Source organism: Pseudomonas sp. DP-17, from assembly GCF_022380625.1.
GTDB lineage: Bacteria > Pseudomonadota > Gammaproteobacteria > Pseudomonadales > Pseudomonadaceae > Pseudomonas > Pseudomonas nitroreducens_A.
Genome location: NZ_JAKSXG010000004.1, coordinates 367,018 through 385,488, shown reverse-complemented (window position 1 = coordinate 385,488; position 18,471 = coordinate 367,018). Strand labels below are relative to the sequence as shown.

The 18,471-nt window shown below is 67.1% G+C and carries 15 protein-coding genes; 10 read left to right on the top strand and 5 right to left on the bottom strand.

Annotated features, from left to right (window positions below):
- The first annotated feature begins 2 nt into the window (after nt 1–2).
- The 8 genes from MJ122_RS11095 (at nt 3) to MJ122_RS11060 (ending at nt 7,488) form a co-directional block, all read left to right on the top strand.
- Complete coding sequence (locus MJ122_RS11095) at nt 3–1,217, top strand: SfnB family sulfur acquisition oxidoreductase (protein WP_239744195.1); 1,215 nt, start codon at nt 3–5, stop codon at nt 1,215–1,217.
- Nucleotides 1,214–2,611: an LLM class flavin-dependent oxidoreductase gene (locus tag MJ122_RS11090; RefSeq protein ID WP_239744194.1), complete on the top strand. Its 1,398-nt coding sequence runs from the start codon at nt 1,214–1,216 to the stop codon at nt 2,609–2,611. Before MJ122_RS11095 ends, MJ122_RS11090 begins: the two co-directional genes overlap by 4 nt.
- A gap of 23 nt (nt 2,612–2,634) precedes the next feature.
- Nucleotides 2,635–3,432, top strand: coding sequence for a MetQ/NlpA family ABC transporter substrate-binding protein (locus MJ122_RS11085; RefSeq protein WP_239744193.1), 798 nt, complete (start codon nt 2,635–2,637; stop codon nt 3,430–3,432).
- Nucleotides 3,433–3,545: 113 nt separating this feature from the next.
- Nucleotides 3,546–4,607 (top strand): ATP-binding cassette domain-containing protein, encoded by a 1,062-nt coding sequence (locus tag MJ122_RS11080; protein WP_239744192.1) that lies wholly within the window; start codon nt 3,546–3,548, stop codon nt 4,605–4,607.
- A complete protein-coding gene (locus tag MJ122_RS11075) occupies nt 4,600–5,244 on the top strand; it encodes a methionine ABC transporter permease (protein ID WP_239744191.1) in 645 nt (214 codons plus the stop codon). Before MJ122_RS11080 ends, MJ122_RS11075 begins: the two co-directional genes overlap by 8 nt.
- 135 nt (nt 5,245–5,379) lie before the next feature.
- Nucleotides 5,380–5,889 (top strand): hypothetical protein, encoded by a 510-nt coding sequence (locus tag MJ122_RS11070; protein WP_239744190.1) that lies wholly within the window; start codon nt 5,380–5,382, stop codon nt 5,887–5,889.
- A 38-nt stretch (nt 5,890–5,927) separates the two neighbouring features.
- A complete protein-coding gene (locus tag MJ122_RS11065) occupies nt 5,928–6,284 on the top strand; it encodes a VOC family protein (RefSeq protein ID WP_239744189.1) in 357 nt (118 codons plus the stop codon).
- Between the two features lie 262 nt (nt 6,285–6,546).
- The gene (locus MJ122_RS11060) at nt 6,547–7,488 is read left to right on the top strand and encodes a hypothetical protein (RefSeq protein WP_239744188.1); all 942 of its coding nucleotides are present in this window, start codon (nt 6,547–6,549) and stop codon (nt 7,486–7,488) included.
- 45 nt (nt 7,489–7,533) lie between these two features.
- Here the strand turns inward: MJ122_RS11060 and MJ122_RS11055 are convergent, their stop codons facing one another.
- Nucleotides 7,534–8,355: an alpha/beta hydrolase gene (locus tag MJ122_RS11055; protein WP_088417314.1), complete on the bottom strand. Its 822-nt coding sequence runs from the start codon at nt 8,353–8,355 to the stop codon at nt 7,534–7,536.
- A 140-nt stretch (nt 8,356–8,495) separates the two neighbouring features.
- The gene (locus tag MJ122_RS11050) at nt 8,496–9,395 is read right to left on the bottom strand and encodes a LysR family transcriptional regulator (RefSeq protein ID WP_088417315.1); all 900 of its coding nucleotides are present in this window, start codon (nt 9,393–9,395) and stop codon (nt 8,496–8,498) included.
- A gap of 116 nt (nt 9,396–9,511) precedes the next feature.
- Here MJ122_RS11050 and MJ122_RS11045 point away from each other — a divergent pair, with 116 nt between their 5' ends.
- Together MJ122_RS11045 and MJ122_RS11040 are read left to right on the top strand one after the other, a co-directional pair.
- A complete protein-coding gene (locus tag MJ122_RS11045) occupies nt 9,512–10,504 on the top strand; it encodes an aldo/keto reductase (protein WP_239744187.1) in 993 nt (330 codons plus the stop codon).
- A 67-nt stretch (nt 10,505–10,571) separates the two neighbouring features.
- Complete coding sequence (locus tag MJ122_RS11040; protein WP_239744186.1) at nt 10,572–11,039, top strand: thermonuclease family protein; 468 nt, start codon at nt 10,572–10,574, stop codon at nt 11,037–11,039.
- A gap of 12 nt (nt 11,040–11,051) precedes the next feature.
- Here the strand turns inward: MJ122_RS11040 and MJ122_RS11035 are convergent, their stop codons facing one another.
- From MJ122_RS11035 to MJ122_RS11025, 3 genes are all read right to left on the bottom strand, one after another.
- Entirely contained in the window at nt 11,052–11,858 is an 807-nt protein-coding gene (locus MJ122_RS11035) for a transporter substrate-binding domain-containing protein (RefSeq protein WP_239744185.1), read from the bottom strand.
- A 95-nt stretch (nt 11,859–11,953) separates the two neighbouring features.
- Nucleotides 11,954–14,671, bottom strand: a complete 2,718-nt coding sequence (gene mgtA / locus MJ122_RS11030; RefSeq protein WP_239744184.1) for a magnesium-translocating P-type ATPase — start codon at nt 14,669–14,671, stop codon at nt 11,954–11,956.
- 131 nt (nt 14,672–14,802) lie between these two features.
- Nucleotides 14,803–18,468, bottom strand: coding sequence for a translocation/assembly module TamB domain-containing protein (locus MJ122_RS11025; protein WP_239744329.1), 3,666 nt, complete (start codon nt 18,466–18,468; stop codon nt 14,803–14,805).
- Between the last annotated feature and the right edge of the window lie 3 nt (nt 18,469–18,471).

Sequence of the window (18,471 nt, the reverse complement as noted above, 5' to 3'; positions counted from 1 at the left end):
CGATGAACAGCCTCGTACACTCTCCCCTGCAGAGCAGTCCCATCCACATCATCCGCAGCGACGACGAAGCCCTGGAAGTCGCCCGCGCCCTGGCCGCCGACTTCCGCGAAGGCGCCATCGCCCGCGACCGCGAACGGCGCCTGCCGTGGGACGAGCTGGAACGCTTCAGCCGCTCCGGCCTGTGGGGCATCACCGTGCCGCGCGAGCATGGCGGCGCTGGGGTTTCCCGCGTCACGGTGGCGCGCGTGATCGCGATCATCTCCGCCGCTGACGGCTCGCTGGGGCAGATTCCGCAGAACCATTTCTACGCGGTCGAACTGCTGCGGGTGAACGGCAGCGAAGAGCAGAAGGCCCGCCTGTTCGCCGAGGTCCTGGCCGGTGTGCGCTTCGGCAACGCGCTGGCGGAAATCGGCACGCGCACCGCCCACGACCGCACCACCCGACTGAAGCGCGAGGACGGCCGACTGCGCATTTACGGCCGCAAGTTCTACTGCACCGGCGCGCTCTATGCGCAACGCATTCCGACCCTGGTGATCGACGACGAGGGCGTCCAGCAGTTCGCCTTCATCGCACGCGACGCCAAGGGCGTGGAAGTGATCGACGACTGGTCCGGCTTCGGCCAGCGCACCACCGGCAGCGGCAGCGTGGTATTCGATGGAGCGCCCGTGAGCGCGGACGACATCGTGCCGTTCCAGAGCGCCTTCGAGCGCCCGACCACGGTCGGCCCGTTCGCGCAGATTCTCCACGCTGCCATCGACGTCGGCATCGCCCGCGGTGCCTATGAGGATGCGCTGGTGTTCCTGCGCGAGAAGGCGCGGCCGTGGATCGACGCCGGTGTCGATAAGGCCAGCGACGATCCCCTGGCGATCAACGAAGTGGGCCGCCTGGCGATCCGCCTGCACGCCGCCGAGGCGCTGCTGGATCGCTCCGGCCGCGTGCTCGATGCCGCCACCGCCGAGCCGACGGCCGAGAGCGTCGCCGCCGCGTCCATCGCCGTAGCCGAGGCGCGGGCGATCACCACCGAGGTCTCGCTGCTGGCGGGCTCCAAGCTGATCGAGCTGGGCGGCAGCCGCGCCAGCCTCGCCGAACTGGGCCAGGACCGTCACTGGCGCAACGCCCGCGTGCACACCCTGCACGACCCGGCGCGCTGGAAGTACTTCGCGGTGGGCAACTACTACCTCAACGGCCAGCTGCCGCCACGCCGGGGGACCCTATGAGCCAGAAGCAGATTCTCCTCAACGCCTTCAGCATGAATTGCGTCGGCCACATCAACCACGGCCTGTGGACCCATCCGCGCGACCGTTCCAGCGACTTCAACAAGCTCAGCCACTGGACCGACCTCGCGCGCCTGCTGGAGAAGGGCCTGTTCGACGGCTTGTTCCTCGCCGACATCCTCGGCGTCTACGACGTCTACCAGAACGGCATCGAGCTCACCGCGAAAGAGGCCATCCAACTGCCGGTGAACGATCCGCTGATGCTGGTCTCGGCCATGGCCGGTGCGACGCGGCACCTGGGCTTCGGCGTCACCGCCAACCTGACCTACGAGGCGCCCTACCCGTTCGCCCGCAGGCTCTCCACGCTGGATCACCTGAGCGATGGCCGGGTCGGCTGGAACATCGTCACCGGCTACCTGGAAAGCACCGCCCGCGCCATGGGCCAGGAGCGGCAGATCGACCACGACCGCCGCTACGACCGCGCCGACGAGTACCTGGAGGTGCTCTACAAGCTCTGGGAAGGCAGCTGGGAAGACGACGCCGTAGTCGCCGACCGCCAGCGTCGCGTCTACGCGCAGCCGGGCAAGGTGCACAAGGTCCGTCACCACGGCGAGTTCTTCGATGTCGAGGGTTACCACCTCAGCCAACCTTCGCCGCAGCGCACGCCGCTGCTGTTCCAGGCCGGCGCGTCGAATCGCGGGCTGGCCTTCGCCGCGCGCCACGCCGAGTGCGTGTTCGTCTCGGCGCAGACCCGCGAAGCCACCCGCGTGCTGGTGAACCGCATCCGCCAGGCCGCGATCGATGCCGGCCGCCGGGCGGACGACATCAAGGTGTTCATGGGGATCAACGTGATCGTCGCACCGACCGAGGCCGAGGCCCGCGACAAACTCGCCGAGTACCGCCGCTTCGCCAGCGCCGAGGCCGGGCTTGCGCACTTCGCCAGCACCACCGGCATCGACTTCTCGCGCTATGCACTGGACGAGCCGATCCGCTACGAAAAGACCAACGCCATCGAATCCGCCACCAAGGCCCTGACCGTGGCCCGCACCGACGCCACCGTGCGCCAGTTGCTGGAGCAGCTCGCTCTCGGCGGACGCTACACCACGCTGGTGGGCAACCCGGTGCAGGTGGCCGATGAACTGCTGGGCTGGATCAACGAGGCGGGCCTCGACGGCTTCAACCTCACCCGCACTGTGGAGCCGGAAAGCTACGCCGACTTCATCGAACTCGTGGTGCCCGAACTGCAGAACCGTGGGGCGTACAAAACCACGTACGCGGACGGCACCCTGCGGGAAAAACTCTTCGGCGCCGGCCGCGCCCGACTGCCCGCGCGGCATGTCGGCGCCAGCTACCGCGCACAATCCGCCACTGGAGCGACTCCGGCCCTCTCCCTGTAAAAAAATCAAAAGGACTCGTTGCCATGCATGCACGCTTCAAGCTTTCCCTCGGCCTTTCGCTGAGTCTCCTCGCCGCCGGCCTGGCCCAGGCCGCCGACACCCTGCGCCTGGGCACCACCGCCGCCTTCGCCCCGCCGCTGGAAGTGGCGGTGAAGGAAGCCGCCCAACAGGGCCTGAAGGTCGAACTGGTGGAGTTCACCGACTGGAACGCGCCGAACATCACCCTCGACCACGGCGACATCGACGCCAACTATTTCCAGCACACACCCTTCCTGGAGAACGCCAACCGTGAGGGCGGCCTGCACCTGAAGGCCTTCGCGCCGGGGATCATCAACAACGTCGGCCTGTACTCGACCAAATACAAGGCCATCGCCGACCTGCCAGAAGGCGCCAAGGTCGCCATCGCCAACGACCCGATCAATGGCGGCCGCGGCCTGCAGCTGCTGCAGAAGGCCGGGCTGCTCAAGCTCAAGGATGGAGTGGGCTACAAGGCGACGCTGGACGACATCGTGGCCAACCCGAAGCACATCCAGATCATCGAGCTGGAAGCCGTGCAGCTGGTGCGCGCACTGGATGATGTCGACCTCGCCCAGGGCTACCCGCACTACATCCGCCTGGCCGGGACCATCGACCCGAACAGCGCGCTGCTGTTCGACGGCATCGAGAACAAGGAATACGTCATCCAGTTCGTCACCCGTGACGACTTCAAGGACCCGGACGGCCGGCTGAAGAAGTTCGTCGATCTCTACCAACACTCGCCACAGGTCCGCGCCGCCCTGGACAAGGCCCACGGTTCGCTCTACCAGCCGGGCTGGAATTGACCTTGTAGGAGCGGACTCCGTCCGGGACAGGTTCGCCTCGCGCCGTATGCCATCGCGGACGAAGTCCGCTCCTACGCCAGCTCTCGCTCCCAAACTCAGAACAGGCCCCCACCATGGTCAGCTTCAACCGCAATCTCGAACTCGCCACCCAGCACATTGCCCTGCGCGGCCTGGGCAAGACCTACGCCGGCCACCATGGCCCGGTGCAGGCACTGAGCGACATCGAACTCTCCGTCCGCCGTGGCGAAGTGTTCGGCATCATCGGCCGCAGCGGCGCCGGCAAGAGCTCGCTGATCCGCACCCTCAACCGCCTGGAGCAACCCAGCGTCGGCCAGGTACTGATCGACGGCGAGGACATCGGCGCCTTCGACGCCCAGCAACTGGTCGGCCTGCGCCGACGCGTCGGCATGATCTTCCAGCACTTCAACCTGATGTCGGCCAAGACGGTCGCACAGAACATCGCCCTGCCCCTGCGCGTGGCCGGCATGCCCAAGGCGCGCATTGCCGAGCGGGTGGACGAGCTGCTGCAGCTCGTTGGGTTGGAAGACAAGCGCCACGCCTACCCGGCGCAACTCTCCGGCGGGCAGAAGCAGCGCGTCGGCATTGCCCGCGCGCTGGTGCATCAGCCGGAAATCCTGCTCTGCGACGAAGCCACCTCGGCGCTGGACCCGGAGAGCACCCAGGCCATCCTCGCGCTACTGCGCGACATCAACCGCCGCCTGGGCCTGACCGTCGTGCTGATCACCCACGAGATGGCGGTGATCCGTGAGATCTGTGATCGCGTGGTGGTGCTCGAACGCGGGCGCATCGTCGAGCAGGGCGACGTCTGGGAAGTCTTCGGCAACCCGCAGCACGAAGTCAGCCGCACCCTGCTCGGCTCGCTGCAGCAGCACCTGCCGCCGGACCTGCTGGCCCGACTGGAACATCCCTCGGACAACGAAGTCATCCTCGACCTGCACTACACCGGCGTACGCGAACAGGAGCCGGACCTGCTGGCCATCGCCCAGGCCCTGGGCAGCCGCGTCAGCCTGCTGCATGGGGGTATCGAACGCATCCAGGGCCGCGCCCTCGGCCGGCTTTTGCTGAGCGTTGCCGCGCCCGCCGCCAGCGCCCCGCAACTGCTCGAACGTGCCCGCGACATCGCCGACCGCCTGGAGGTGCTCACCCATGCCTGATCGCCTGCTGCAAGGCCTGCTCGATACCCTGCTGATGATCGGCGCATCCTCGGCCATCGTCCTGCTGGTGGGCATTCCGCTGGCCCTGGTGCTAGTCACCACCGGCCCCGGTGGAATCTTCCAGGCGCGCCTGGTCAACCAGGGCCTGGGCAGCGTGGTCAACGTGCTGCGCTCGATTCCGTTCCTGATCCTGATGGTCGCGCTGATTCCCTTCACCCGCCTGATCGTCGGCACCAGCTACGGCGTGTGGGCCGCGGTAGTGCCGCTGACCATCGCCGCCACGCCGTTTTTCGCGCGCATCGCGGAAGTCAGCCTGCGCGAGGTCGACCACGGCCTGATCGAGGCCGCGCAGGCGATGGGCTGCCGGCCCCGGCACATCATCTGGAACGTGCTGCTGCCCGAGGCGCGACCGGGCATAGTCGCCGGCTTCACCATCACCCTGGTGACCATGATCAACTCCTCGGCCATGGCCGGCGCCATCGGTGCCGGCGGCCTCGGCGACCTCGCCTATCGCTATGGCCACCAGCGCTTCGATACCCAGGTGATGCTCACCGTGATCATCCTGCTGGTGGCGCTGGTGACCCTGATCCAGTTCGGCGGCGACCGCCTGGCGCGCTGGCTCAACAAGCGCCTGTGACGTTCGTCGGCTGAAGCCGCCACGACCCTGCTCCCACGCGGGTTGCGTCTAACCTGACAACACACCCGCCCCTCCGTGCCCCGGCACAGCTCGTGGATGCGTGGCGTCCCTGTGCTCACTGCGGAGGCGTTCGTCATGGCCAACCCCCTTTCCACCCTGGGTATCGTGCATACCGCCATCAGCCTGGTGCCGCTGGTCGCCGGGTTGTGGGCGTTCTACCAGGCGGGGCGCATCGACCCGCGCAGCCCGGTCGGGCGCTGGTATGTGTACGGGATGATCCTTGGCGTGCTTACCGCATTCGGACTCTCCAGCACGGGAGGCTTCAATGCGGGCCACGCCATCGGCATCCTCTGCCTGGTCGCCCTCGCGGTGGGCAGCTATGCGCAAAGGATCAGCGCGCTGGGCGGCCTGGGCGAATACCTGGAAACCGCAGCCATGAGCTTCAGCTTCTTCCTGATGATGATCCCCACGCTCAACGAATCCCTGTCGCGCCTGCCGCCGTCCAACCCCATCGGCCAGGGCCCCGATTCACCGCCGGTGCAGACGGCGGTGATGGTCGCGCTGCTGGTGCTGGTGGTCGGTGTGCTCTACCAGTTCTACCGCATCCACCGCCGCCGCATGCCTCCGGCGCGCCCGGCGCATTGAGAGACTATGCTGGCGGCGTCCCTTCACGGAGCGCCGCCATGACCGTCCGCCGCATCGTCGCCAATCTCGCCACCGGCAAGCCTGCCGACGTCGCGCGCTTCTACCGCGAGCTGTTCGACCTGGACGTGGTGATGGACCACGGCTGGCTGATCACCCTCGCTAGCGGCGACAGCGCGTTGGCGCAAGTGAGCCTGGCCAGCGAAGGCGGCTCGGGAGCTCCGGTGCCGGACCTGTCCATTGAGGTGGACAATCTCGATGAGGTGCACCGGCGCGCTCTCGCAGGCGGCCACGAGATCATCTATGCGCTGACGATCGAACCCTGGGGCGTTCGGCGCTTCTTCCTGCTCGACCCGCTGGGCACAGTGGTGAACGTGCTCGAGCATCGCCAGGGATAAGCCGTCCGTCGCCGCCAGTGCCGCCGCACGCTCTTTCCCGGCAAACCTTCCGGAGCGGCCTAAACTGCATCTGGGCGCCGCCGACCACCGCCGCCCAGCGCCGGATGGAATCGGCTCCCGCCAGCAAGGCAGAAGCCCGGGAACGCACCATGCAGCCCGACGCCCGAGACAGCCCCTGCCTTGAGCCCCGCCCTGCCAGAGTCCGGCATCGGCCAGGCTCCAGGTGCTTTCGCCTTACCCAGGAACAGCCCGGGAGACCCGCATGAGTATTCGCAATTCCAAGGAGCCCGCCGAAGGCGCAGGCCAGCCCAAGCCGCAGCGCCCCTTCGCGCACCCACAGGACCACTTGTCGCAACTCTACGACCTGCCGCCCGGCCAACTGCCGGATGCGCTGGGTGCCGCGCCGAGCCAGGCATCCGCTTATTCGGCCGGCGCTACGGACTACGTCCTGAAACAGCAGCAGAGCGCGCAGCATACCCTGGACCAGCTCGATGAACTGGATGAAGCCCTGCAGCGTGAGGCGAGCCGGCCAACCGCCAATGGCATCGGCACGCCGGATATCTCGTCCGACCCTCCGCTCAGCCAGGCCGATCAGTTGCTGCAGGCGGTTGTCTCGCCAGACGCCAGCGATACCGAGAATGTCCTGCAGGACGTACAAAGCACACTGGATTCCCTCGCCGGCATGGCCCAGGGCCTGTCGCAGCAGCGCCTGGACTCCATCAAGGAGCGCGAGGCGCTGGACGCGCGCCAGGAACAGGCCGATGAACGCGAGCGCCTGCTCAACGAGCGCGAGGAAGCCTTGCGCCAGTGGGAGCAGCGCTTACATCAGGAGAAGGCTGCGCTGGCCCGGCTCGGCGAGCAACAGGCCGCCACCCTCGCCGAGCGCAGCGCCACCCTGCAAGCGCTGGCGGAGACCGTCGACAGCCGCGACCGCGCCACCAGCAAGCGCTGCGAGGTGTTGCAGTCGGAGCAGGAACAGCTGGAGCGCAAGCTGGCGCAGATGCGCATTCGCCATGCCGACCTGGACGGCCGCGAGACGTTGCTGCAGCAAAAGGACAACGAGCTGACCGAACGCTTCAAGCAACTGGTGGATGCCAAGGAACGCTTCGGCGCCATCGTTCGCAGCTTCAACGAAACGGTACGCTTCAACACCGCGCTGAGCGCTATCAACCGCACCGTGGGCGGGCGTTCGGACGGTCACTGACGCACCCGCCATGTGCCGGGGCCCGATGGCCCCGGCATCGGTACCTCAGCGATTGAGGAAGCCCAGCAGGTCCTCGTTCACCTGGTCGGCCAGGGTGGTGCACATGCCGTGCGGGCCGCCCTTGTAGACCTTCAGCTCACCCTTCTGCACCAGTTCCACCGAACGCTGGCCAGCGGCGCCGATGGGAACGATCTGGTCGTCGTCGCCGTGGAGGATCAGCGCCGGCACGTCGATCTTCTTCAAGTCCTCGGTGTAGTCCACCTCGGAGAACTCATGGATGCACAGGTATTGGCCCAGGTGCCCGCCGGTCATGCCCTGCAGCCAGAAGTTGTCGATCACCCCCTGGGACTGCTTCGCGCCCGGCCGGTTGTAGCCGTAGAACGGCACTGCCAGGTCCTTGAAGAACTGCGAACGGTCCTCCTTCACGCCCTTGCGGATGCCGTCGAACACATCGATCGGCAAACCACCGGGGTTGGCCGCAGTCTTGAGCATGAGCGGCGGTACCGCACCGATCAACACCGCACCGGAAAGGCGCTTGGTGCCATGGCGGCCAATGTAGCGCGTCACCTCGCCACCACCGGTCGAGTGTCCGACCAGGGTCGCGCCCTTGAGGTCCAGCGCCTCGATCACCGCCGCCAGGTCGTCGGCGTAGGTGTCCATGTCATTGCCGTTGGCCGGCTGGCCCGAGCGGCCATGGCCGCGCCGGTCATGGGCGATGACCCGGTAGCCCTTCTGCACCAGGAAGAGCATCTGCGCATCCCAGGCGTCGGCATTGAGCGGCCAGCCGTGGGAGAACACCACCGGCTGCCCGCTGCCCCAATCCTTGTAGAAGATCTCAGTGCCATCTTTCGCTTTGACGAAGCTCATTTAGGTCGTTTCCTTCAGGGAGTGGTTGAAAAAGAAACGCCGCGACCTCAGCGATAGCGGACCGCTCTACGGCGGCCTTGAGCATAGCCAGCGCGGTGACGCCGGCAGCCGCTCCCGGCAGCTTTCCGACGAGCGACGGCTCAGTCGATGCCCGCCGCGAACAAACCGCCGAGCCAGTCGGAGAACACCCGCAGGCGCCGCGACATCTGCCGGCGCACCGGGTGCAGCACGCTGACCGGCAGCGGCGGCGGCTGCCAGGCGCGCAGCACCTCCACCAGTTCGCCGCTGGCCAGGCCCTCGCGCAGGTGGTAGCGCGGCGCCTGGATCAGGCCGAAGCCGGCGCGACAGGCGGCGATGTAGGCGTCGGCGTGGTTCACCGACAGGCGGCTGGGCAGCCGCTGCGTCCGTAGCTGGCCGTCGAAGCGGAACTCCAGGTCGAAGATGCGCCCGCTGGAGGCCGACTGGTAATTGACCGCGAAATGTCCTTCCAGGTGATCCGGATGCTCGGGCAATCCGAACTCCCGCACATAGGCGCGGCTCACGCAGGTCAGTTGCTCCAGCTCGGCGATGCGCCGACCGACCAGGCTGGAATCCGGCAGTTCGCCGGCGCGCAGCACGCAGTCCACGCCCTCGCGCACCAGGTCCACCTGGCGGTCATTCAGGCTCAGTTCCAGCTCGATCTGCGGGTAGCGCCGGCAGAACTCCGGCAGCGCCGGGATCACCACCAGCCGCCCCAGCGAGCTGGGCAGGTCGATGCGCAGCTTGCCGCGCGGGTTGTCGGGCGAGTCGGAGAAGCAGTTCTCCGCCTCCTCCAGGTCCTCCAGCAGGCGCACGCAGCGCTCGTAGTAGGCCTGGCCGTCAGCCGTGACGCTGACCTGCCGCGTGGTGCGACGCAGCAGTTGCACCCCCAGGTGCGTCTCCAGTTGCTGGATCAGCTGGGTCACGCTGGCGCGCGGCATCTGCAGGCTGTCCGCCGCCTTGCCGAAGGCCTTGAGTTCGACGATGCGGGTGTAGACCTGCATGGCCTGCAAGCGGTCCATGGCGCGCTCCGATTATTCATCCAGGCCGAATAGTTAAACCGCAATCTGCCAGTTTATCCATGCCTGACAAACAACAAGAATGGTCCTGCCCCTTTCCTCACCCCGGAGAATCCCGCATGAAGACCCGTCGCCTGGGCTCGCAAGGCCCCGTCGTCTCCGCCATCGGCCTCGGCTGCATGGGCATGTCCGACTTCTACACCACCGGCAGCGATGAAGCCGAATCCATCGCCACCCTGCACCGCGCGCTGGAGCTGGGCGTCACCCTGCTCGACACCGCCGACATCGATGGCCCGCATACCAACGAGGAGCTGCTCGGCCGCGCCCTGAAGGGCAAGCGCGAGCAGGTCTTCCTCGCCACCAAGTTCGGCATCGTGCGCACTCCGGACCAGCCGCAGGTGCGCGGGGCCAACGGCAGCCCGGCGTACATCCGCCAGTCCGTGGAAGGCAGCCTGAAGCGCCTGGGCACCGATCACATCGACCTCTACTACCAGCACCGTGTCGATCCCAAGGTGCCCATCGAGGAAACCGTCGGCGCCCTGGCCGAGCTGGTGAAGGCCGGCAAGGTACGCTATCTCGGCCTGAGCGAAGCCTCGGCCGAAACCCTGGAGCGCGCGCACAAGGTCCACCCGATCACCGCACTCCAGAGCGAGTACTCGCTGTGGACCCGCGCCCCGGAAGAGAATGGCGTGCTGGCCGCGTGCGAACGCCTGGGTGTCGGCTTCGTACCCTACAGTCCGCTGGGCCGTGGCTTCCTCACCGGCGCGCTGAAGAGCCCGGATGATTTTGCCGAGGACGATTACCGCCGCTCCAGCCCGCGATTCACCGGGGAAAACTTTGCGAAGAACCTGCGTCTGGTGGACAAGGTCGCCGAGCTGGCCGCCGCCCGCGCAGTGAAGCCCTCGCAACTGGCGCTGGCCTGGGTGCTGGCCCAGGGCGAGCACCTGGTGCCGATCCCTGGCACCAAGCAGCGCAAGTACCTGGAAGAGAACGTTGCCGCCGTGGACCTCGCGTTGACCCAGGCTGAGCTGCTGGAACTGGACGCGATCTTCCCGGCCGGGGCGGCTGCGGGTGGGCGCTACAGCGAACAGGTAATGGCGCTGATCCAGTAAAAGCTCTGCATCGGGGCTCCGGTGGACGCTCGCAGCGGTTATGCTGACAGGGTCTACCGGAGGCTCCATGCGATTCGTTCCCGCCGCCCTGCTCGTACTTTCCTTCCTTCCCCTCGCCGCCCACGCGGATGAGGAATGCCAGGTAACGGCCGTGTTCAGCGGCGACCAGCTGACCTGCCAGCGCGCAGACGGCGGCGATACGACGATCCACCTGCGCGGCGTCACCGCACCGGCACTGGAACAACCCTTCGGCCAGCGCTCCCGTGCGGCCCTGGTGCAACTCGCGCTGGGCAAGAGCGCCACCCTCAAGCACGCCGAGCAGCTCCCTGACGGCAGCCTGCGCGCGGCGGTCTGGGTCACCCCGGCGGAATGCCCGAACTGTGGTCACACGCTGGATATCGGTCGGGCACAGCTGAGCATCGGTCTTGCGCGTTGGCGGCAGAGCGATACGCAGACGCCCGAGGAAGTCGGCCAGTACCAGTTCGAGGAGCACGAGGCCAAGGCGCGCCGCACCAATCTCTGGCGCAAGCCCTGACGCGGGACTCCGTCAGTTGCCGACGTATTGCTGCAGGATGCGCCGGTCCTCGCCCGCATCCACCAGCGCCTTCAGCGTCTGCGCGTAGCGACGGACGAAGTCCTGGTCCTGGGTGCGCTTGCTGAAAGCGACTTCCGCCGACTCCGCTGACACCACCACGCCGGTAGGCTCGATGCGTCCGGCCAGGCCCAGTTGCTGCAGTTCGTACCGGCCACTGTGCTCGTCGGCGATGATGCCGTCGATGCGGCCCTTGTCGACCATCTGCCAGAGGTTGCCGCGGCTGGGGTTGAAGAACACCCGGGCGGCATAATCGGGGTCGGCCATCAGTTGGCGGTAGGGTTCGCCGTAGGACACGTCGATCTGCGCGCCGAGGCGGAAGTCACTGCCCGGCAGGTCGGAAAGCTGCTGCAGGCTGCCCAGCTGAGGCCAGCCGCGACGAACGAAGAGGATATTGCGCGAGGGCGGCAACACGGTGCCGGAGAACCAGGCGTAGGCTTCGCGCTCGGGCTTGCGGAAGGCACCGGGCAGCACGTCGAGACGACCGAGTTCGAGCTCCTTCAGCGCCCGCGCCCAGGGCAGCTTGACCATCCGCACCTCGCAACCCAGGCGCTCCAGCACTTCACGGTTCAAATCGACGTACAGGCCACCGACGCTACCGTCGGGCAGCTGCATACTGAAGGGTGGGTCGTCATCCCAGCGCAGGGTCTTTTCGCAGGCGGCCAGCGGCACGCTGGCCAGCACCAGGCCCAGCAGTGCCAGGCGCTTGAGAGGTGCACGGGAAAACAATGGCAGGCGATGGGCTTGCGAGGGCAAGATCACGACTCACGACAGGAGAAGACGGATGCCGTGAGTGTAGTGAACCCGGTGCTCGCGTGACCAGCGGTAATCCGGTTCGCACGTGGGTTCCGTTTCGCTCATTGCCAGCCATAGCGCCGGGCAAACCAGCCCTTCACCGTCTGGGTCAGCGCCATGTAACCCAGCAGGATTGCCACCAGCCACGGCCAGTAGCCCAGCGGCAGTGCCTGCATGCGGAAGGAATGCGCCAGCGGCCCCATGGGCAGGAAGATCGCCACCGCGACGATCGCCAGGGTCATGCCCAGCAAAGGCCAGGCGGCGCGGCTCTGCAGGAACGGAATGCGCCGGGTGCGGATCATGTGCACCACCAGCAGTTGCGAGATCAGCCCCTCGACGAACCAGCCGGACTGGAACAGCGTCTGCTGCGCCGGCGAATTTGCGCCGAACACATGCCAGAGCACGAGGAAGGTGGCAATGTCGAAGATCGAGCTGATCGGCCCGAAGAACACCATGAAGCGCCCCAGCCCGTCCGGGTTCCACTGCTGCGGCTGGCGCAGCAGCTCGTCGTCGACGTGGTCGAAGGGAATGGCGATCTGCGACAGGTCGTAGAGCAGGTTCTGCACCAGCAGTTGCAGCGGCAGCATCGGCAGGAAGGGAATGAAGGCGCTGGCCACCAGCACGCTGAACACGTTGCCGAAGTTGGAGCTGGCCGTCATGCGGATGTACTTGAGCATGTTGGCGAAGGTGCGGCGCCCTTCGATCACGCCCTCCTCCAGCACCATCAGGCTCTTTTCCAGGAGGATCAGGTCGGCGGCTTCCTTGGCGATGTCCACCGCCGAATCCACCGAGATGCCGATGTCCGCGGTGCGCAGCGCCGGGGCGTCGTTGATGCCGTCGCCAAGGAAGCCGACCACGTGGCCGCGCTGGCGCAGCGCGCGCACCAGTCGCTCCTTGTGGCTGGGAGTGAGTTTGGCGAACAGCGTGGTGCGCTCGGCCAGTTCGCCCAGCGCCACATCATCCAGTTCGTCCAGCTGCGGTCCGAGGAGCACGCCTTCGACCACCAGCCCGACATCGCGGCAGACCTTCAGGCTAACGAGGTCGTTGTCCCCGGTCAGCACCTTCACGGCCACGCCGTTCTCCGCCAGTGCACGCAGTGCCGGGGCGGTGGTTTCCTTGGGTGGGTCGAGGAAGGCGATGTAGCCGGCCAGGCACAGACCACTCTCGTCCGCCACGCCATAGGTATCGCGGGTGGGCGGCAGCTCGCGGGTGGCCACGGCGACTACCCGCAGGCCTTCCTGGTTGAGCCCGTCGGCGACCGCGCGGATGTTCTCCAGGCGCGCCCCGCTGAGCGGCTCGACGCCTTCGACGGTTTCCACCGTGGTGCAGACGGCCAGTACCTCTTCCAACGCGCCCTTGCAGATCAGCAGGTGGTTGTCCTCGCGCTCGCTGACCACCACCGACATGCGCCGGCGGGCGAAGTCGAAGGGAATCTCGTCGAGCTTGCGGAAGCGGCTGTCCACCTTCAGCGCATGGCGCAGTTCGACGTGTTCTAGCACGGCGACATCCAGCAGGTTCTTCAGCCCGGTCTGGTAGTGGCTGTTGAGGAAGGCCAGCTGCAGCACGCGGTCCTGCACCTGGCCGAAGGCGTCGGTGTGGCGTTCGAGGACGATGCGGTCCTGGGTCAGGGTGCCGGTCTTGTCGGTGCAGAGGATGTCCATGGCGCCGAAGTTCTGGATGGCATCCAGGCGCTTGACGATCACCTTGCGCCGGCTGAGTACCACCGCCCCCTTGGCCAGGGTCGAGGTGACGATCATCGGGAGCATTTCCGGGGTCAGGCCCACGGCGATGGACAGCGCGAACAGCGCGGCCTGCAGCCAGTCGCCCTTGGTGAAACCGTTGATCAGCAGGACCACCGGCGCCATCACCAGCATGAAGCGAATCAGCAGCCAGCTGACACGGTTGACGCCGGTCTGGAAGGCCGTTGGCGTCGGGTCGCTGGCAATGACCTTCTCGGCGAGGGAGCCGAAATAGGTGCGCGTACCGGTGCCGATCACCACCGCCAGGGCGGAGCCGCTGACCACGGTGGTGCCCATGAAGCACAGGCTGTCGCGCTCCAGCGGGTTGCCCTGGCGGGCGTCGCGCAGCTGGGCGAACTTCTCCACCGGCAGGGACTCGCCGGTGAGCGCGGCCTGGCCGACGAACAGGTCCTTGGCGCTGAGCAGGCGTACGTCCGCCGGGACCATGTCACCCGCCGACAGCCACAGCACGTCGCCTGGCACCAGCTCGCGGATCGGCACTTCCACCCGCAGCGCAGGGCCTTCGCCTTCGGCACTGCGGAACACCGTGGCGGTGTTGCTCACCATCGCCTTGAGCTTCTCGGCGGCGCGGTTGGAGCGTTTCTCCTGGATGAAGCGCAGCAGCGTGGAAATGCCCACCATGCTGCCGATCACTACCGCAGCCTCGACATCCTCGGTGAACCAGGAAATGCTCGCCAGCACGGTAAGCAGCAGGTTGAAGGGGTTGCAGTAGCAATACCACAGGTGCATCCAGGCACCGATGGGACGGTCCTGGTCCACTTCGTTGAAACCATCGCGCTGGCGGCGCTCGTCCGACTCCACCTCGTTGAGCCCTTCGCGCCGACTCTGCAGGCGGTCGAGCACCGTGGCCGGTTCCAGCGCGGACCACTCCAGCAGGGCTGCCGTCAACGCATGAGGCGGTTGTCTTCCGGCCGCGGAGCCACGCAACAGGTCGCGCGCCGCCAGCCGTCGCAGTTGGCGGGCTGGAAAGCCCTTGTTGATGAATTCGAGCAGGTGGGTCCTGAAGAGGTCCAGGCGCATGATGACTCCCCTTGTGCGCCACATCGTCCGGCGGCGGGGGGAGTCTGTGCCGGGTACCTTAAGGGGTCATGAAGGTTGGCAGACCGTCCAAGCGGAGCGAGTCGGCAGCGAATCGCCGCTGCCGACCGCACTCAGAAGTCGCGCTTGTAGAAGATATCCAGCGAGCTGGCCAGCCCGCTGGCCGCTTCCAGGTAGACCTTCTTGCTCAGCAGGTAGCGCAGTGCGATGGTGTTGGCGGGCTCGAACACACCTACCCCGTAGCGCAGGCTGAGACGGTCGGAGAGCTGCCCGCTGGCGACCACGCTGGTGCTGTTGCCGGTGCCTTCGGTGTCCAGCTGGAAATCCTGAATGCCCAGGCGCTGGGCGACTTCGCCGGTCAGCGGCGCGCTGCCAGCAAGGCCGAGCGCCAGCGCCGCCTCGCCGAGCATGTTGCTGTCCTCACCCGTGGACATCGGCCTGCCCAGCACCAGATAGGACAGCGCCTGCTGCTGGCTCATGGCGGGCTCGGAGAACACCTCGCTGCGCGGCTGCTCGGCGTTGCCGGTCAGGCGCAGGCCGGCGACCACGTCGTCGACCTTGCGGATCGCCTCGACGTCGAGGAACGGCTGGTCGATGGGCCCGGCGAACAGCAGGCGCGCACGGCGGATGGTCAGCTTCTGGCCATAGGCGCGGTAGCGGCCGTTGTTCAGGCGCAGCTCGCCACGGGTGTCCATGTTGTCGCCGATATGCACCTGCCCGGCCAGCTCGGCGTTCAGGCCGAAGCCGCTGAAGGTCAGCTTGTCGCTGCCGACCCTGACGTCGATATCCATGTTCAGCGCCAGAGCGCTTTTCGGCTCCTGCTTCGCCCCGACTATCACGGCATCATCGGACACCTTGATCGTGGACGGCGGCAGTTGGCGGATGGTGATGGCACCGCGTGGCACCTGCACCGAGCCTGAGACGGCGAGCCGTTCACCCGCCATTTGCACCTTGAGGTCGGGCTCGACTTCGAGGTTGGCGTAGGGCTCCACCGTTACCGGCAGGCGACTGCCGCGCAGCTTCACATCGACATCCAGGCCACTGAGCCAGGCGATGCGGCCAGACAGGCTGCCGTTACCGTGTTCGCCCGCCTTCCAGTCACCGCTCAAGTCGACCTGTTCGCCGGCAATTCGCGCGATGACCTGCAACTGCTCGAAGCGGGTCGGCAGGTCGCCACCGGAGATTTCGCCATCGTTCAGGCGCAGCTCGCCGTCCACCCGTGGCGCCAGCAGCCCGCCGGAAATCTGCCCGCTGCCATTGAGGTGGCCTTTGAGGGTTTCCACCATGGGCGCGAAGGGCCGCGCCACGGAGATGTCCAGGCCGTCAAGGCTGAAGGTGCCGTTCACCGGCTTGGCTTTCGGGCGGGGGTCGAGCTGGACCTGGGCCTGCAGGCTGCCGAGCTTGTCGCCGAGGAACTGCAGATGGGTGTCGATGCGCCGGGGCGTAAGGCGGCTCTCCAGTTGCAGACGCTGGTAGGGGAAGTCGACCCACTCCTCCTGTTCCTTGATGCGCAGCGTGCCGTTGTCGGCATTGATCAGGATGGCACCGTTGGGACCGCTGGCGGGCAGGTCGAGCTGCACATCACCGTCGAGCTTGCCCTTCCAGGCGAAGTCGTCGGGTAGCCAGCGCGCCAGGCTGTCCAGCGGGAACTCGCGCAGGTGCATGCGCAGGCGCGGGTCGGGCATCAGCCGCTGGTCTTCCATGCACAGGCTGGCGGGGCCGGAAGCCCAGCAATGGGCGCCGAGGTTGATCCGCCCATCCGCCAGGCGCTCCAGGCGCGCCGGCTGTTGCAGGCGCCAGTCCTGGCCGCCGCTTTGTACATCGCCTTTTGCCAGACGCCCGCGCCAGTCCTTGCCGTTCCAGTCGCCGTCCAGGCCGAGGTCGAGCACGACCGGCTTGCCTTGCAGGTTCAGGGCAAGCTGCTGGCGCTTGAGGTCGCCGCTGCCCTCCAGCTTGAGAGCGCCGAAATCGGTGTCGCCGCTGTGCAGGCCCTGGGCAGTCAGGTTCACCCGGCCGCGCTGGGCGGCATCGAGTGAGGCGCTCAGGTCCAGCGTGCGCAAGCCCTGGTCGCCATAGGCGACGCGCTGGCCGTCGAGCTTCAGTTGCCCTTGCGGCGCCTGCAGCGTGCCGGCCACATCGAGCTGGCCATTGAGACGACCGAACAGCTGCGGCCACAGCTGGCCGAGACGATTCAAGGCGATGTCGAGACGACCGGACAGTCGCTGGTCCAGCGCGGCCTGTCCGCTGATGCGGTTGTCGCCCAGTTGCAGCGCCAGGCCATCGACCTTCCACGCCGGCCCCGCCGCCGTGGCATTCGCCTTGAAGATGGCCGGCTGGCCACGCAGGCGGCCCTGCAGGTCGAGGTTGGCGTCGAGGCTCAGCGCCTCGCCCTTGAGCGAGCCCTTGCTGCGCAGTGGCCCGCCGAGGCGGCCGGGAATCTCTTCGAGCCAGTACGCCGGGTCGAGATCGGACAGATCGAGAGCGGCATCCCAGGTCACCGCATCGGCGAATCCAACCTTCAGGTGCCCTTCGGCCCTGCCCTGCCCCGCCACCAGTTTCAGTGACGGCAGAAAGACTTCGGAGAGGTTGCCCGACACCGGGCTGGCCAGGGTGAAATCACCTGCCGGCCCCTTGAAGGCGCCGTCGAAGTTGCCCAGGTAGGCGCCATCGCTGTAGCTCACTTCAGCCTTGAAGGTGTGCACGCTCACCGGCGGTTCTTCGATCTCCGGGTACAGGCGACGCCAGGGGAAGTCGAGCCAATCGAGTTGGGCGTTGGCGGCGAAGGCGTCCTTCCAGTCCAGGCGGCCGGTCAGCGCCACGCGCTGATCCTTGGCGGCGTTCAGGTCCAGGGCGGCGATGTCCGCGCCCTCGGCGTCGACGCGACCACGCAGGGTCAGCACCACCGGGCTTTCCTCGGCTGGAAGCATGGCAGCGCCAGCGAGCTGGTAACCATCCTTGAGGTTGCCGCTGGCGTTCAGGCGCAGCTGGTTCAGCGTCAGGGTATCGGGCAGCGAGGCATCTGCCTTGAAGCCGTCGGCAGTCACCAGTGCAGTGGCCGGCAGGTTCTCGGCCAGCGGCTGCAGGTCGCCGTCCAGGTTGCCGTTGAGGTAGCCACTGCTCTGCGCCTGTAATTTGAGGTGCCCCATCAGCTCGCCCTTGGCCTGCAATTGCAAGGTCCAGGGCTTCTCGCCCGGCGCGGGCAGTCCAAGGGTACCCTCCGCCTCCAGCGGCCAGCCCTGGGTCGGCTTCAGCAGGCCCTTGAGCGATAGGCTCAAACCATCGCGCGCGAGTTTCACCGAGTCGATGTGCAGGCCTTCATGGTCCCAGTGCGCCGCCAATTCCGCGTCGCGCAGCTGTTCCTGGCCATCAAGCAGGAAGCGGCCGATACGGATATCCCCCAGCTCCAGCGACAGCGGCAGGTTCAGGTCAGGCAGTTCGATGGGGCCGGACGCCTCGCTCGGCTCGCTCGGCGGCAAGGTCAGCAGCACTTCGTTCGCCACGACCTTGTGCAGGCACAGGGTCATACGCAGCAGGCAGGCGGGTGACCAGTCGATCTGCGGCTGGTCCAGCAGCAGATGGGTGGTGCCGTCGGTCCATTCCAGGCGCTTGGCCCTGAAGCCACCGGCGAGGCGACCGTCGAACGCATCGACGCTCAGCCCTGGCACCCAGCCCAGTACGGCGCGACTGCCCAATGGTGTGCCGAGCAAGCCGGCCACGGCGATGACCAGCAGCAGGATCAGCCCGAACAGGCCGCCCAGGCTCCAGCGCAGCGCGCGCATCCA